General features: G+C 59.2%; 11 protein-coding genes. 5 read left to right on the top strand and 6 right to left on the bottom strand.

Annotated elements, in window-relative coordinates; genetic code table 11:
- Positions 1 to 98 precede the first annotated feature (98 nt).
- From AC07OK_RS11120 to AC07OK_RS11105, 4 genes are all read left to right on the top strand, one after another.
- Entirely contained in the window at positions 99 to 575 is a 477-nt protein-coding gene (locus tag AC07OK_RS11120) for an Lrp/AsnC family transcriptional regulator (protein ID WP_494690360.1), read from the top strand.
- 62 nt (positions 576 to 637) lie between these two features.
- Complete coding sequence (locus AC07OK_RS11115) at positions 638 to 1801, top strand: HPP family protein (protein WP_494690359.1); 1164 nt, start codon at positions 638 to 640, stop codon at positions 1799 to 1801.
- A gap of 250 nt (positions 1802 to 2051) precedes the next feature.
- Positions 2052 to 3869, top strand: coding sequence for a DUF885 domain-containing protein (locus AC07OK_RS11110; RefSeq protein ID WP_494690358.1), 1818 nt, complete (start codon positions 2052 to 2054; stop codon positions 3867 to 3869).
- 181 nt (positions 3870 to 4050) lie between these two features.
- Positions 4051 to 5457: a sensor histidine kinase gene (locus AC07OK_RS11105; RefSeq protein WP_494690357.1), complete on the top strand. Its 1407-nt coding sequence runs from the start codon at positions 4051 to 4053 to the stop codon at positions 5455 to 5457.
- On the opposite strand, the gene AC07OK_RS11100 is transcribed toward AC07OK_RS11105, so the two are convergent.
- Entirely contained in the window at positions 5454 to 6062 is a 609-nt protein-coding gene (locus AC07OK_RS11100; RefSeq protein WP_494690356.1) for an ArsR family transcriptional regulator, read from the bottom strand. The genes AC07OK_RS11105 and AC07OK_RS11100 overlap by 4 nt on opposite strands.
- A gap of 172 nt (positions 6063 to 6234) precedes the next feature.
- Between AC07OK_RS11100 and AC07OK_RS11095 the strand changes: the two genes are divergently transcribed.
- Positions 6235 to 6627, top strand: coding sequence for a DUF433 domain-containing protein (locus AC07OK_RS11095; protein WP_494690355.1), 393 nt, complete (start codon positions 6235 to 6237; stop codon positions 6625 to 6627).
- Between the two features lie 76 nt (positions 6628 to 6703).
- Here the strand turns inward: AC07OK_RS11095 and rpoC are convergent, their stop codons facing one another.
- From rpoC to rplA, 5 genes are all read right to left on the bottom strand, one after another.
- Entirely contained in the window at positions 6704 to 10936 is a 4233-nt protein-coding gene (rpoC, locus tag AC07OK_RS11090; protein ID WP_494690354.1) for a DNA-directed RNA polymerase subunit beta', read from the bottom strand.
- A 71-nt stretch (positions 10937 to 11007) separates the two neighbouring features.
- Positions 11008 to 15114, bottom strand: a complete 4107-nt coding sequence (rpoB, locus tag AC07OK_RS11085) for a DNA-directed RNA polymerase subunit beta (RefSeq protein ID WP_494690353.1) — start codon at positions 15112 to 15114, stop codon at positions 11008 to 11010.
- A 269-nt stretch (positions 15115 to 15383) separates the two neighbouring features.
- Positions 15384 to 15755 (bottom strand): 50S ribosomal protein L7/L12, encoded by a 372-nt coding sequence (gene rplL / locus AC07OK_RS11080; RefSeq protein WP_494690352.1) that lies wholly within the window; start codon positions 15753 to 15755, stop codon positions 15384 to 15386.
- 72 nt (positions 15756 to 15827) lie between these two features.
- On the bottom strand, positions 15828 to 16367 hold the full coding sequence (gene rplJ / locus AC07OK_RS11075; protein ID WP_217943558.1) for a 50S ribosomal protein L10: 540 nt from the start codon (positions 16365 to 16367) through the stop codon (positions 15828 to 15830).
- A 264-nt stretch (positions 16368 to 16631) separates the two neighbouring features.
- Entirely contained in the window at positions 16632 to 17327 is a 696-nt protein-coding gene (gene rplA, locus AC07OK_RS11070) for a 50S ribosomal protein L1 (protein WP_494690351.1), read from the bottom strand.

Genomic DNA, 17327 nt, shown 5'->3' with positions numbered 1-17327 from the left:
CATATAGCTTACTCAGTCATGGCGAAATATATGTACTAAAATACTCCTGTTACGCACTCCATATAGCATTTTCATGCTGCCATTCGAGGAAAAATAGAATGAACGAACTTGATCGCTATGACTATGCAATTTTGTCGGCGCTGCAGGGCGACGGCACGCTGTCGATCGCCCAGCTCAGCGAGCGGATCGGCCTGTCCTCCACGCCGTGCTGGAAGCGGGTGCGGCGGCTGGAGGAGGAAGGCTATATCGAGAGCCGCGTGGCCATCGTCAACCGCCGCAAGGTGGGCTTGCCGGTGACGGTGTTCGTCAGCGTGCGCACCAGCCAGCACGACGACAAATGGCTGGCGCGCTTCGCGGCCGCCGTGGTCGCCTTGCCGGAAGTGCAGGAATTCCACCGCATGAGCGGCGACATCGATTACCTGCTGAAGGTGGTGACGAGCGATATCGAAGGATATGACCGGTTTTACAAGAAGTTAATCAAGGCGGCGCAGCTGAGCGGGGTGTCGTCGGCGTTTTCGATGGAGCAGATCAAGATCACCACCGCCCTGCCGCTGGAGCTGGTTTCGCACCAATAAAGTGCGGCGGCGGGCTGAGCATGGGATAATCATTGTCCCATATCAAATACTTGATTAAGCCCATGCGCGCATTCCTCGACCGCTGGCTGCCCAGCCCCACCACCGCCAGCCGCCGCGAGCAGCTGCGCGCCGCCGGCGGCGCCCTGTTCGGCCTGCTGCTGACCGCCCTGCTCGGCCTCACCCTGTCGCCCGGCGCCATCTTCCTGGTCGCGCCGATCGGCGCCTCTTCGGTGTTGCTGTTCGCGCTGCCGGCCAGTCCGCTGGCGCAACCGTGGGCCGCCATCGGCGGCAATGTCGTCAGCGGACTGATGGGGGTGATCTGCGTGCGCCTGTTCGGCGACTTTCTGCCCATGCCGCTGCTGTGCGCGCTGGCCGCCAGCAGCGCGATCGCCGCGATGTTCGCGCTGCGCTGTCTGCATCCGCCCGGCGGCGCGGTGGCGTTGACGGCGGTGATCGGCGGACCGGCCATCCACGCGGCCGGCTTCGCCTTCCCGCTGGTGACGGTGCTGGCCGACACTACGCTGCTGGCGCTGATGGCGATGCTGTACAACAACCTGACGGGACGGCGCTATCCCCATGCGCAGCTGGGCGCGCACCCGAATCCGCACGCCACCAAGGATGCGGTGCCGACCGTGCGGCTGGGCTTCAAGCCGGAAGACCTGGACGCCGTGCTGAAGCAGTACAACCAGGTGCTGGACATCAGCCGCGACGACCTGGAATCGCTGTTCATGCAAACCGAGCAGCGCGCCTACCAGCGCCGTTTCGGCATCATCAGCTGCGCCGACATCATGTCGCGCGATATCGTCAGCGCCGAGTTCGGCACCAGCCTGGAAGAAGCCTGGCAACAGATGCGCAGCCACCGCGTGGCGGCGCTGCCGGTGCTCAACCGCGCGCGGCGGGTGATCGGCATCGTCACGCAAACGGATTTCCTGGAGCACGGCGGGCTGGACGACTATCGCGGCATCCGTCAGCAACTTCAGCGATTTTTGCGCAAAAGCGGCGTAACCCACACTGAAAAGGCCGAAGTGGTCGGCCAGATCATGAGCCAGCACCCGACCACCGCGCGGCTGGACACGCCGATCGTCGACCTGGTGCCGCTGATGGCCGACTCCGGCTTCCACCACATCCCCATCGTCGACGCGGAACAGCGCTTCGCCGGCATCATCACCCAGTCGGACCTGGTGGCGGCGCTGTACGAGAGCCGCTTTGCCGAAGCGGCGGCCTGAGCAAAAAAAAAACCGCCACCCGAAGGTAGCGGCCAGGCTGTACTGCTTTGTTATTCTTGGATCTTGTTCTTGAACTCTTGCTGGTCTCCAGCATACTCCGGTTCACATGTGCCTTGCACAATTATATTTGCAAATCCGGATCTAAAATTTCCTCAAAAGAACAATGTATCGCCGATACAAAAATTGTCCCAGCGCCGCCCCGCAATGGCTTATGCTAGGCGCCAATTTTGTGACATCTTGAGGAAAAACCATGACGCGTCGCCGCAACACCCTTGCCGCTTTTGCCCCTCTCGCCGCCGCCGTGATGCTGGCGTTCGCGCCGCCGGCGGTCAACGCCGCCGCACCGGCCGCCGCCGTGCCGCAAGCCAGCGCCGCGCCCGCGCACAAGGCGCTGCTGGCGATCGCCGACCAGTACTATGACGCCACCGCCCGCTTCGAACCGCTGAACGCCACGGAAAACGGCGACAACCGTTACGACGACCAGCTGGGCCTGAGCATCGCCCCGGCCAAGCGCGCCCGGCAGTTCAAGCTGTATCGCCAGTTCGCCACCCGCCTGAAGGCCATCCAGCGCGCCCGGCTGGACAACAAGGACCGCATCAACTACGACATCCTGGTCTACGAGCTGGACCAGCTGCTGGCGATGGAGCGCTTCCCCGAGCACCTGCTGCCGATCAACCAGATGGATAGCGTGCCCGTCACCCTGGCCAACTACGCCGGCGGCGAAGCTTCGCAGCCGATCGGCACCGTCAAGGAATACGAGGCCTATCTGCACCGCATCGGCCAGTTGCCGGCCTGGATAGACCAGGCCATCGCCAATATGCGCGCCGGCATCAAGCAAGGCATCACCGAGCCGAAGGCCATCATGGAGTCGGGCTTGCCGCAGTTCCAGAAACTGGTCAGCGCCACGCCGGAAAGCAATATCTTCTACACGCCGATCACCAAGCTGCCGGCCGCCTTTGCCGCCGCCGACAAGGCGCGCCTGAGCGCCGCCTACCGCAAGACTGTCGGCGAGCAAGTGATGCCGGCGCTGGCCCGCCTGGCCACCTTCCTGGAAAAGGAATATGTGCCGGCCTGCCGCACCACGACCGGCCTGGGCGCGCTGCCGGACGGCGCCGCCTGGTACCAGGCGCGTGTGGCCGGCGCCACCACAACGTCGCTCAAACCCGACGAAATCCATGCCATCGGCTTGAAAGAAGTCGCGCGCATCCAGGCCCAGTTTGACGTGCTGGGCCCCAAGCTGGGCTACACCGGTCCGGCGTCGGGGCTGCCGGTATGGGTGGCGGCGCAGCCGAAGTTCTATCCGTTCAAGACCGAGCAGGAAGTCCAGGCCGTGTATCACCAGCTCAACGACGTACTGGACACCAAGCTGCCGCTGATGTTCACGCTGCTGCCTAAGGCCAAGCTGGACTTGCGTCTCGAGCCTGAGCTGAGCCGCGCCACCGCCTCGGACCACTACACCGCGCCGGCCGGCGACGGCTCGCGTCCCGGCGTGTTCTGGTCGGTGGTCAACGATCCCGCCAAGTACGGCAGCACCGGCATGACCACCTTGTTCCTGCATGAAGGCAAGCCCGGCCACCACTTCCACATCGCGCTGATGCAGGAGCTAAACCTGCCTAACTTCCGCAAATATGGCGGCAACAACGCCTATACCGAAGGCTGGGCGCTGTATGCGGAAACGCTGGGCAAGGAGATGGGCCTGTTCGACGATCCGGCCCAGTACTTCGGTCATCTGAACGACGAACTGCTGCGCGCCACCCGCCTGGTGGTCGACACCGGCATGCACGCGCAAGGCTGGAGCCGCGAGCAAAGCATCCAGTATATGCACGACACGCTGGGCTACGACAACTCCGCCAAGACCGAGACCGAGCGCTACATGGCTTGGCCGGGCCAGGCGCTGGGCTACAAGATCGGCGCGCTGAAGATCGTCGAACTGCGCCAGCGCGCGGCCAAGGCGCTGGGCGACAAGTTCAGCCTGCCGAAATTCCACGCCGTGGTGCTGGGCGACGGCACCCTGCCGCTGGCGCTGCTGGAGGAAAAGGTCGACCGCTGGATTGCCTCGCAACAATAAACCACCGAGGCGGGCCGCAATGGCCCGCCTGTCCGCGCTCCCTGGCCGGACGGGAACCCCTGGCGCCGACTTACGCCGCGCTTGTTTGATATGGCGCAAATAGTTATTCGATAATCAAGCGAGCGAGATCAACACGCGCAATACTGCGGGGTACCCCTCCAAAGTCCGTTGGAAAGAGCGCATGCATTCCCTATTGCCCGCCGTGGTCTCCCTGCTGTTCTTGTGTTACGGCGCCTACGTGCTGCATACGCGCGGGGTCAGTCGTATCAGCCTGGCGTCCTTCCTGCTGTGCGCCACCACGTTCTGCTGGCAATTCACCTGGGCCGTGCTGTTCCAGATCCGCGACGAGCACGAAGCGCTGGCGCTGGCCAAACTGGGCTACCTGCTCATCCTCTTCGTGCCGACCACGCTGTACCACTTCATCGCCGAATTGACGGCGCAGCGCAGCGAGCGCCGCTGGGTGGACCTGTCCTATGCGATCGCCGGCTTGCTGGGCGTCGTCCTGCTGAGCACGGACTGGCTGATCGCCGGCCTCTACCCCTATTTCTTCGGTTACTACCCCAAGGCTGGGCCTTTGCACCCGCTGCACCTGGTGCAGACCGGCGTGGTCGTGGGGCGCGGCCTGTGGCTGCTCTACCGCCGCCAGCAACTGGCCGTATCGACCGAGAAAACCCGGCTGCGCTATTGCCTGGCCAGCCTGCTGATCTATTTCTTCGCCTCGGTCGACTATCTGTGCAATTACGGCGTGCAGTTCTACCCGCCGGGTGTGCTGTTCGTGGCGACCAGCCTGGGCTTGATTGCCCAGGCGATGGTGCGGCACGACCTGCTGGCCGACCCGATGGAGGTGGCCGCCACCATGGCCCACGAAATGCGCACGCCGCTGGCGACCATCCGCAACCAGTCGCGGGTGCTGGCCAAATGCCTGCCGGATTTACTGGCCGGCTACCAGTGCGCGCTGGAAAACCGGCTGATCGAACCAATGTTGCGGCCTGCGCAACTCAATTACCTCAGCAAGCTGCCCCAGCACATTGAAGCGGAAATCAGCCGTTCCAATTTCATTGTCGATATGTTGCTGGCCTCGGCCCGCGCGGGCACCCTGAATCGCAACGACTTCGCCGATCATTCAATCAAGAAATGTGTCGACGAAGCCCTGGCCTGTTATCCGTTTGAAAGCTCAATGCGCGACAAGGTGGTGGTCAGGGCGGCCGAGGATTTCACCTTCTTTGGCTCGGACGTATTGCTGGTCTACGTTTTATATAACCTGTTTAAAAACGCATTGCATGCGATTAAATCCGCGGGACGGGGGGAAGTGGAAATTGCTTTCTTTACCCGGGGGAATAGCAAGCAATTACTGGTGACGGATACCGGCATGGGAATACCGGATGATGTGCTACCGCATGTATTTGAACCGTTTTATAGCACCCGGCATAATGTCGGCGGTACGGGAATGGGATTGGCGTTCTGCCAGCGCGTCATTACCGCATTCGGCGGCAAGATACATTGCGAATCCCAGGCGGGGCGTTATACCCGGTTTTCCGTATTATTCCCGCGAGAGCAGATATGGCATGCCGAGCGGGTAATGGATTAATTCACAACGACTTCTTCGCCGCTGATTTTATCCAGATCGGTTTCATCGCCCAATACGTAGATCTTCTGCTCCCGCAATACCTGGAGAATAAAAGGCTGCTGCTCGCGCAGCCGGCGTTTGAAGTCAGGGATCGAATACAGGTTGGGATTGATTTTACGGCGCAATAAGCGTTCGGCGACCGGCAGGCGGGATAATAGTTCGCCGTAGCTGGTGTTATCGCCGATCAGCATCAATTCCACCGGCGTGTCCATGCCCTCGTGTTCCTTGGCCGTGGCGCCATAAACAAAAGCCACATTCAGCACGTGTTGCAACGGCGCCAGCGCCGAATTCAACACGCTCACCAGGCCGAAGGTTTTCTTGACCAGGTTGCTTAACTCCCCGAATACGATGCATTCCTTGTTGGGCTTAAAGCGGCGCACGTTGCCGATGCGCTCGGACACGATAACGCCCGACTCATGCAGCCGTTTGAGCTCCCGCTGAGCCGAGGCGCTGCCCAAACCTGTCAGGCGCATGATCTCGTTCAAGTGGAAGCCTTGATTGACACGTACAAATAGCAAGCCCAGCAGCTTTTGCTGGGCAGGGGTGAAGAGTGCTTGAGCGATCATGAGCCAAATCTTAGCATGAACGCACTACTCTCTGGCATGTTTAACGTAGCGTTTCCGGGCTAACTTGCATCAGACTGAGTGAGGGATCAGTCCGGCGTGCTGCAGACAATCAATACCGGCCTGTCAAATTTAGCCGATATTGAAGACATGCACATACACGGGGGAGATTGCCATGACTTTAGACCTACACGAGCGGATTACTGCGGACAAGGCTCAGTGCGGTGGCAGAGCGTGCATACGCCACCTGAGACTTAGGGTGTGCGACATATTAAACCTGCTCGCGGCCGGTGAAAGCTATGAACAAATACTGAATGACTACCCTTTTCTGGAAAAAGACGATATCTATGCCGCGCTCGCCTATGCAGCGGAATATGCAATGAAAAATAACTTACTTATCATTACAAAGGATGCTGATTTTCCAAATCGATCGAGAATGCAGGGCTTTATACCGCCGCAGATGATGGGTTCGATGTGGCAATTGCAGCAAATCCGCCCTCTTTGCGAAATTCAGATCAGCTTTGCCGAATATCTATCCAGCGATTGCAGCCGGCCAGGCGATTATTGAAATTCATTAATCGCGCCGCCAAATAAAAAAACGGCACCCGAAGGTGCCGTTTTTATTTACGGGGCTAAAAGCTGAATTACGCTTCGCCGTCGTGCGGAGTAACCGTTTCGGTGACTTCCACGTCGTTGCTGGACATCGAGGCTTTCTCGGCCAGCAGCAGAGCTTGACGCTCTTCCACTTCCCAAGCCTCTTTCTCTTTGCGAGCGCGGTGGAATGCCAGACCGGTGCCGCCTGGAATCAGACGACCAACGATGACGTTCTCTTTCAGACCACGCAGACCATCGCGCTTGCCCATGATTGCGGCTTCGGTCAGAACACGGGTGGTTTCCTGGAACGATGCGGCCGAGATAAACGAATCGGTCGACAGCGATGCCTTGGTAATACCCAGCAGAACGTTTTCGTAAGTTGCAGGGATCTTATTCTCTGCATTCACTTTGTCGTTTTCATCCAGCAGTTCCGAACGCTCAACCTGCTCGCCAACGATGTAGTTGGTGTCGCCGGCATTAACGATCTGAACGCGACGCAGCATCTGACGCACAATCACTTCAATGTGCTTGTCGTTAATCTTCACGCCCTGCAGACGGTACACGTCCTGCACTTCGTCAACGATGTAACGCGCCAGCGCTTCGATACCCAGCAGACGCAGAATGTCTTGTGGATCGGCCGGGCCGTCGACAATCATCTCGCCTTTGTTCACTACCTGGCCGTCGTGGACCAGCACTTGCTTGTCCTTGGTGATCAGGAACTCGTGCTTGTTGCCGTCCATGTCCGTGATTTCCAGACGCTGCTTACCCTTGGTTTCTTTACCGAAGGCAACAGTACCGGTCACTTCCGCCAGCATACCTGCGTCTTTAGGCGAACGTGCTTCGAACAGCTCGGCAACGCGCGGCAGACCACCGGTAATATCGCGGGTCTTCTGCGATTCGGTCGGGATACGTGCCAGCACTTCACCAACGGTCACTGCCTGGCCGTCTTTCACCATGATCAGCGCGCCAACCTGGAAGCCGATCGCCACTGCGTGTTCGGTGCCGGCGATCTTCACTTCGTGGCCTTCTTCGTTCAGCAGCTTGACCTGTGGACGCAGGGTCTTGGTCAGCGAACCGCGACGCTTGGCATCGATCACCACCAGGGTCGACAGACCGGTCACTTCGTCCACCTGACGGGCTACGGTCACGCCTTCTTCGACGTTCTCGAAACGCACCACACCGGCGTACTCGGTAATGATCGGACGGGTCAGCGGATCCCAGGTTGCCAGGGCCGTACCGGCCTTGATCACCAGACCGTCTTTGACGATCAGGGTAGCGCCGTACGGCACCTTGTGACGCTCACGCTCACGGCCGTGGTCGTCGGTGATCAGCACTTCGCCCGAACGGGAAATGACGATCAGCGCGCCCTTGCCGTTGGTGACGTAACGCATGGTCGAGGTGAAGCGGATGGTACCGTTCGACTTCGCTTCCACCGACGATGCCACTGCCGCACGCGACGCCGCACCACCGATGTGGAAGGTACGCATGGTCAGCTGGGTACCTGGTTCACCGATCGACTGCGCTGCGACCACACCGACGGCTTCGCCGGCATTGACCAGCACGCCACGGCCCAGATCGCGACCGTAGCACTTGGCGCACAGGCCGAAGCGCGTGTCGCAAGTCAGCGGGGTACGGACCTTGACTTCGTCGATCGACAGACGCTCGATCTCTTCGACCATGTCTTCGTCCATCAGGGTACCGGCTTCGTACAGCGTCGCCTGGGTTTCCGGATTGATGACGTCGTTGACCACCACGCGGCCGAGGATACGGTCGCGCAGCGCTTCGATCACTTCACCGCCTTCGACCATCGCCTTCATCAGCGCGCCGTTGGTGGTGCCGCAATCGTCGGCGATGACGACCAGATCCTGGGTCACGTCGACCAGACGACGGGTCAGGTAACCCGAGTTCGCGGTCTTCAGTGCCGTATCCGCCAGACCTTTACGAGCGCCGTGGGTCGAGATGAAGTACTGCAACACGTTCAGGCCTTCGCGGAAGTTCGCGGTAATCGGCGTTTCGATAATCGAACCATCCGGTTTCGCCATCAGACCACGCATACCTGCCAGCTGACGAATCTGCGCCGCGGAACCGCGGGCGCCGGAGTCGGCCATCATGTAAATCGCGTTGAAGGATTCCTGGGTGGACTTGGTGCCGTCACGCTTGATGACGTCTTCCACTTTCAGTTGGTCCATCATGGCCTTGCCGACTTCATCCGAGGTCTTGCCCCAGATGTCGACTACCTTGTTGTAACGTTCGCCGGCGGTGACCAGACCCGAAGCGTACTGCTGCTCGATCTGTTTGACTTCGGATTCCGCGGCCGAAATCAGGGTCACTTTCTGAGGCGGTACCAGCATGTCGTCCACGCAGATCGAAATACCGGCACGGGTCGCCAGGCGGAAGCCCGACTGCATCAGCTGGTCAGCAAACACCACCGTCGCGCGCAGGCCGCACTTACGGAAGGACGTGTTAATCAGCTTGGAAATCTCTTTCTTCTTCAGCGCGCGGTTCAGCACGGAGAATGGCAGGCCTTTCGGCAGAATTTCCGACAGGATCGCGCGGCCGATCGTGGTCTCGTAACGGGTCACGGTGCGGACGAATTCGCCCGTCACTGGATCCTTAGGATTCTCGACGATACGCACGGTGATGCGGGTGGTCAGTTCCACTTCCTTGTTGTCGTAGGCACGAATGACTTCCGACACGTCCTGGAACAGCATGCCTTCGTTCTTGGCGTTGATCGCTTCGCGGGTCGCGTAGTACAGACCCAGCACGATATCCTGCGAAGGAACGATGGACGGTTCGCCGTTCGACGGGAACAGGATGTTGTTCGAAGCCAGCATCAGCGTGCGGGCTTCCATCTGTGCTTCGATCGACAGCGGCACGTGAACTGCCATCTGGTCACCGTCGAAGTCGGCGTTGAATGCGGCGCAGACCAGCGGGTGCAGTTGGATCGCCTTGCCTTCAATCAGGACCGGCTCGAAAGCCTGGATACCCAGACGGTGCAGCGTAGGCGCACGGTTCAGCATGATCGGGTGTTCGCGGATCACGTCTTCCAGGATGTCCCAGACGACCGGTTCCTGGATCTCGACCAGCTTCTTGGCGGCCTTGATCGTGGTGGCCAAGCCCATCAGTTCCAGCTTGTTGAAGATGAAGGGCTTGAACAGCTCGAGCGCCATCAGCTTCGGCAGACCGCACTGGTGCAGTTTCAGCTGCGGACCCACCACGATGACCGAACGGCCCGAGTAGTCGACGCGCTTACCCAGCAAGTTCTGACGGAAACGGCCGCCCTTACCCTTGATCATCTCAGCCAGCGATTTCAGCGGACGCTTGTTGGCGCCGGTCATCGCTTTGCCGCGACGGCCGTTGTCCAGCAGCGAATCGACCGCCTCTTGCAGCATGCGCTTTTCGTTGCGCGTGATGATCTCTGGAGCGCGCAGCTCCATCAGGCGTTTCAGGCGGTTGTTACGGTTGATCACGCGGCGATACAGATCGTTCAGATCCGAGGTCGCGAAACGGCCGCCGTCCAGCGGTACCAGCGGACGCAGTTCCGGCGGCAGCACCGGCAGCACTTCCATGATCATCCACTCAGGCTTGATGCCCGAACGCTGGAACGCTTCCAGCACTTTCAGGCGCTTGGCGTATTTCTTGATCTTGGCTTCGGACTTCGATTCCTTCAGTTCCACGCGCAGGGTCTCGGCATCGCGGTGGATGTCGATCGAGCGCAGCAGTTCGCGGATACCCTCAGCGCCCATGAAGGCGGTGAAGTCGTCGCCGTACTCTTCGTACTTGGCGGCGTAGTCGTCTTCCGACATGATCTGGCACTTCTTCAGCGGGGTCATGCCTGGATCGGTCACCACGTATGCTTCGAAGTACAGCACGCGTTCGATGTCCCGCAGGGTCATGTCCAGCACCATGCCCAGGCGGGATGGCAGCGACTTCAGGAACCAGATGTGGGCGGTAGGCGAAGCCAGCTCGATGTGGCCCATGCGCTCGCGGCGCACCTTGGCCAGCGTGACTTCGACGCCGCACTTTTCGCAGATCACGCCGCGGTGCTTCAGGCGCTTGTATTTACCGCACAGGCATTCGTAGTCCTTGATCGGGCCAAAGATCTTGGCGCAGAACAGACCGTCGCGCTCAGGCTTGAAGGTACGATAGTTGATGGTTTCCGGCTTTTTAACTTCGCCGTAGGACCACGAACGGATTTTTTCAGGCGAAGCGAGACCGATTTTGATCGCGTCAAAAGTCTCGTTCGTCTGTACTTGCTTGAATAGATCGAGCAGTGCTTTCATGTATCACTCCAGGTAGTGATGAATTCTTTAAACTGCCCCGCCGGCAACGACCGGCGGGGCCCGTGCGAGTGTTAGTTGCGTTCCAGGTCGATATCGATACCCAGGGAACGGATCTCTTTCACCAGCACGTTGAACGATTCAGGCATACCGGCGTCGATCACGTGGTCGCCTTTGACCAGGTTTTCATACACTTTGGTACGGCCGTTCACGTCATCCGACTTAACGGTCAACATCTCTTGCAGCACATACGATGCGCCGTATGCTTCCAGTGCCCACACCTCCATCTCACCGAAGCGCTGGCCGCCGAACTGGGCTTTACCGCCCAGTGGCTGCTGCGTTACCAGCGAGTATGGACCGGTCGAACGCGCGTGCATCTTGTCGTCGACCAAGTGGTGCAGCTTCAGCATGTGCATCACGCCAACGGTGACCTTGCGCTCGAACGCTTCGCCGGTGCGGCCGTCGTACATGGTGACCTGATTCTTCGACGGCGTCATGCCCAGTTTGGCGGCGATGTCGTCAGGGTAAGCCAGGTCCAGCATGCGGCGGATTTCCGATTCGTGCGCGCCGTCGAACACTGGCGTGGCGAACGGAACACCCTTCTTCAGGTTGTTCGCCAGCTTCATGATCTCTTCGTCGTCGAACTGGTCCAGGTCTTCCGGACGGCCGTTTTCGTTGTAGATCACGGTCAGATACTTGCGCATCTCTTCGGCCTTGGTGTGCACGGCCAGCATTTCGCCGATACGGATGCCCAGACCCTTGGCCGCCCAACCCAGGTGGGTCTCGAGAATCTGACCCACGTTCATACGGGAAGGAACACCCAGCGGGTTCAGCACCACGTCGGCCGGCGTACCGTCGGCCATGTATGGCATGTCTTCCACCGGCACGATACGGGAAACCACACCCTTGTTACCGTGGCGACCCGCCATCTTGTCGCCCGACTGCAGGCGGCGCTTGACGGCCAGATACACTTTGACCATCTTCTGCACGCCAGGTTGCAGTTCATCGCCCTGGGTCAGCTTCTTGCGCTTCTCTTCGAAGGCCAGGTCGAACTGGTGGCGCTTCTCGTTGATCGATTCCTTGATCGCTTCCAGCGCGGTAGCCGATGCGTCTTCCGATGGACGGATGTCGAACCAGTGGTACTTGTCCAGATCCGCCAGGTATTCCTTGGTGATCTTGGCGCCTTTGGCCAGCTTCTTCGGACCGCCGTTGACGACTTGGCCGATCAGCATTTTTTCCAGACGCTGGAAGGCGTCGCCTTCAACGATACGCATCTGGTCGTTCAGGTCCAGGCGGAAACGCTTCAGTTCATCGTCGATGATCTGTTGCGCGCGCTTGTCGCGAACGATGCCTTCACGGGTGAAGACCTGGACGTCGATCACGGTGCCGATCATGCCCGATGGCACGCGCAGCGAGGTGTCTTTGACGTCCGATGCTTTTTCGCCGAAGATCGCGCGCAGCAGCTTTTCTTCCGGAGTCAGCTGGGTTTCGCCTTTAGGCGTTACCTTACCGACCAGGGTGTCGCCCGCCTGCACTTCCGCGCCGATGTAGACGATACCGGACTCATCCAGACGAGCCAGCTGGTTCTCAGCCAGGTTCGAGATGTCGCGGGTGATTTCTTCCGCGCCCAGCTTGGTATCGCGTGCAACGACGGACAGCTCTTCGATGTGAATCGAGGTGTAGCGGTCGTCCTTAACGACGTTTTCCGAGATCAGGATCGAATCTTCGAAGTTCAGACCATTCCATGGCATGAAGGCCACGGTCATGTTCTGGCCCAGAGCCAGCTCACCCAGGTCGGTCGATGCGCCGTCGGCGATCACGTCGCGCTTGGCCACACGGTCGCCTACCTTGACGATAGGACGCTGGTTGATGTTGGTGTTCTGGTTCGAACGGGTGTACTTGATCAGGTTGTAGATGTCGACACCGACTTCGCCGGCGGTTGCTTCGTCATCGTTCACGCGAATCACGACACGGCCCGCATCGATGTAGTCGACGATACCGCCGCGCAGCGCCTGCACGGTGGTGCCCGAGTCGACTGCCACGGTGCGTTCGATACCGGTACCGACCAGTGCCTTCTCTGGGCGCAGGCAAGGAACCGCCTGACGCTGCATGTTGGCACCCATCAATGCGCGGTTCGCATCATCGTGTTCCAGGAACGGAATCAGCGACGCTGCGACGGAAACGATCTGGCCCGGCGCCACGTCCATGTACTGGATGCGCTCTGGGGATACCAGGATGGTTTCGCCGGCTTCACGGGCCGAGACCAGCTCGTCGCTCAGCATGCCGCTCTTGTCGATGGTCGCATTCGCCTGGGCGATGATGTAGCGGCCTTCTTCGATGGCGGACAGGTAGTCGATCTGGTCGGTGATCTTGGAGCCCTCGACCTTGCGGTATGGGGTTTCCAGGAAGCCGTATTCATTCAGGCGGGCGTACAGCGCCAGCGAGTTGATCAGACCGATGTTCGGGCCCTCAGGCGTTTCGATCGGGCACACGCGGCCGTAGTGGGTCGGGTGCACGTCGCGCACTTCGAAGCCTGCGCGTTCGCGGGTCAGACCGCCAGGTCCCAGAGCGGAGACACGGCGTTTGTGCGTGATTTCCGACAGCGGGTTGGTCTGGTCCATAAACTGCGACAGCTGGGACGAACCGAAGAACTCGCGGATTGCGGCCGAGATCGGCTTCGAGTTGATCAGGTCGTGCGGCATCAGGTTGTCCGCTTCGGCCTGGCCGAGGCGTTCCTTGACGGCGCGCTCAACGCGCACCAGGCCGGCGCGGAACTGGTTCTCGGCCAGTTCGCCGACGCAACGTACGCGACGGTTACCCAGGTGATCGATATCGTCGACTTCGCCGCGGCCATTGCGCAGTTCCACCAGGATCTTGATCACGGCCAGCACGTCTTCGTTCGACAGCGTCATGGCGCCGACCAGCTCGTCGCGGCCGATGCGGCGGTTGAACTTCATGCGGCCGACGGCCGACAGGTCATAGCGGTCAGGGCTGTAGAACAGGCCGTTGAACAGCGCTTCGACCGAGTCTTCGGTTGGCGGTTCGCCAGGACGCATCATGCGGTAGATCGCGACACGGGCGGCCATCTGGTCGGCGGTGTCGTCGATGCGCAGGGTTTGCGAGATGTAGGCGCCCTGGTCCAGGTCGTTGGTGTACAAGGTCTGGATGTCGGAGATGTGGGCTTCGCGCAGGCGGCCCAACACGTCTTCGGTCAGCTCGTCGTTGGCGGACGCGACGACTTCGCCGGTCTCAGGATCGACGATGTTCTTGGCCAATACACGGCCCAGCAGGTAGTCTTCCGGTACCGAGATGTGCTTGATGCCGTTCGATTCGATATCGCGCACGTGCTTGGCGTTGATACGCTTGTCCTTCAGGACCAGCGTCTTGCCTTCCTTGTTGACGATGTCGAAACGCGCGACTTCGCCACGCAGGCGCTCGGCGACGAATTCCATTTCCGCGCCTTCGGAGCGCAGGTTGAAATTGTCGAACACGAAGAAGTTCGCCAGGATCTGCTCGTGCGACATGCCGATCGCTTTCAGCAGGATCGTCACTGGCATCTTGCGGCGGCGGTCGACGCGGAAGAACAGGATGTCTTTCGGGTCGAACTCGAAGTCCAGCCACGAACCGCGGTAAGGAATGATACGCGCGGAGAACAGCAGTTTGCCGGACGAGTGGGTCTTGCCGCGGTCGTGTTCAAAGAACACACCAGGGGAGCGATGCAGCTGCGAAACGATAACGCGCTCGGTACCATTGATGACGAACGAACCGGTGGTGGTCATCAGGGGCAGTTCGCCCATGTAGACTTCCTGTTCCTTCATCTCTTTGACGACCGGCTTGGTCGGCGATTCCTTGTCCAGGATCACCAGACGCACCTTGGCGCGCAGCGGCGACGCGAAGGTCAGGCCGCGCAGTTGGCATTCCTTGACGTCGAAGGCGGGGTCGCCCAGGACGTACGACAGGAATTCGAGACGCGCAAAGCCATTGTGCGAAACGATAGGGAATATCGAGGTAAAGGCCGACTGCAGGCCGTCGTTCTTGCGGGTCGACGGTGCTACGTCTTCTTGCAAGAAACTATGGTAGGACTCGAGCTGGGTAGCCAGCAGGAACGGAACGTGGTGAACGTTGGCGCGCTTCGCGAATGATTTGCGAATGCGTTTCTTCTCAGTAAATGAGTAGTGCATGGACACTCCGTGAGTGACAGAAAGGATAAAAAATTCAGGTTTTGCCAGTGCAATGTGAGCCACTTCAGCAACAAGATCGGCTGCATGTCACACAGACGAAACCTGAAACTTCTACCATTTCCAGCTGATTCGATAAAACTGCGGCGTCGGACAAACGCTACAAATACGACGAGGACGACAAAGGAGCCAAAGCCGGATTTCCTCCCTTTCGAGAGGAAATCCGCAGCTTTGGCTCGTGGCGCTAACTAACTAGCCGCCGTACAACTTGATTACTTCAGTTCGGCCTTGGCGCCAGCTTCTTCCAGCTTTTTCTTAGCGGCTTCAGCGTCAGCTTTCGACAGGGCTTCTTTAACGGTCTTAGGAGCGCCATCAACCACGTCTTTGGCTTCTTTCAGGCCCAGACCGGTGATTTCGCGAACTGCTTTAATTACGCCAACTTTGTTCGCGCCGACTTCGGTCAGAACAACGTTGAATTCGGTTTGCTCTTCAACTGCCGCAGCAGCTGCGCCGCCAGCTGCTGGAGCAGCCATTGCAGCGGCCGAAACGCCGAATTTTTCTTCGAAAGCTTTGACCAGGTCGTTCAGGTCCATTACGGACATTTCGCTAACTGCGTTCAGGATGTCGTCTTTGCTAATTGCCATTTGAAACTCCAATAATTTTTTGATTCGTTAATACATCAGATTGGTACTTGAGAAAAAAACCGGTCGTTGCAATTAAGCAGCGGCTGGCGCTTCTTCTGCGGCCACTTCGGCAACAGCTGGAGCACCTTCGGATTTTTTCGCTGCCAGAGCAGCCAGACCACGTGCAAAGCCCGACACCGGAGCCAGCATAACGCCCAACAACTGCGAGATGAGAACTTCACGGCTAGGAATGCTCGCCAACGCTGCAACAGCTGCTTTATCCAGCTGCTTGCCTGCGTAGTTACCTGCAGTGATGACCAGTTTGTCGTTGGTTTTAGCGAAGTCAGCGATGACTTTAGCTGCTGCAACGGCATCGTCCGAGATCGAGTAGATCAACGGACCGGTCATGCTGTCTGCCAGGTTGGCGAACTGCGTGCCTTCGACGGAGCGACGTGCGAGGGTGTTTTTCAACACTCGCAGGTACACGCCTTGAGCGCGCGCTTTGGCACGAAGTTGCGTCAAGTGAGCAACCTGGATGCCACGATATTCGGCCACGACGATAGTTTGCGCAGTTGCTACTTTTGCGGAAACTTCGGCGACAACGGCCTTTTTGTCATTCAGATTGAGACCCACGGTCAACCTCCTTAAATGATGACGGGCAAACTGCCTGCCATCGGTTCGAACAACGGCGTCCGAGGTTTAGGAGTCCAATGGACTACGAAACTTGATCGGGTACACCATCTGCGTTGGGTGAAAAATTCAATTAACCAGTTGCCTACCTGATGCATCCGGCCCAACGGTCTTTGATTGCCTGGCCGCCGTTGCAAGCAACGACGACCAGCCCAAAGAACTGCCCCGCATCGCACAACGGCGACACAAGGACTTAATTTTTAAAACTTAAGCAGCCAGGGTGGTCTGGTCTACACGGACGCCAGCGCCCATGGTCGACGACAGCGATACCTTGCGCAGGTAAACACCCTTGCTGGTAGCTGGCTTGGCTTTGTTCAGTGCGTCGATCAGGGCAACCAGGTTGCTCTTCAGATCTGCATCAGCGAACGATTTGCGGCCGATGGTCGCGTGGATGATACCGGCTTTGTCGGTACGGTACTGAACTTGACCGGCTTTCGCGTTTTTCACGGCGGTAGCGACGTCAGCGGTTACGGTGCCGACTTTCGGGTTAGGCATCAGGCCACGTGGGCCCAGGATCTGGCCCAGGGTACCAACGATACGCATGGTGTCTGGCGAAGCGATGACGATATCGAAAGGCATGTCGCCGGCTTTGACGCGCTCGGCCAGGTCTTCCATACCAACGACGTCAGCGCCGGCGGCTTTAGCCTGCTCAGCTTTTTCGCCCGAAGCGAATACAGCGACGCGAACGGTCTTGCCGGTGCCAGCTGGCAGCACGACGGAACCGCGAACGACTTGATCCGACTTCTTAGGATCCACGCCCAGCTGTACCGACACGTCGATCGATTCATTGAACTTGGCGGTAGCCAGTTCTTTGATCAGAGCGACTGCGTTGTCGAATGCGTAGGACTTGGTGCTATCAACTTTGGCTTTGATAGCTTTAGCGCGTTTGGACAGTTTTGCCAT

Source organism: Duganella sp. GW821-FHT07G03 (genome assembly GCF_059418605.1).
This window is presented reverse-complemented; position numbering and strand designations above follow the sequence as displayed.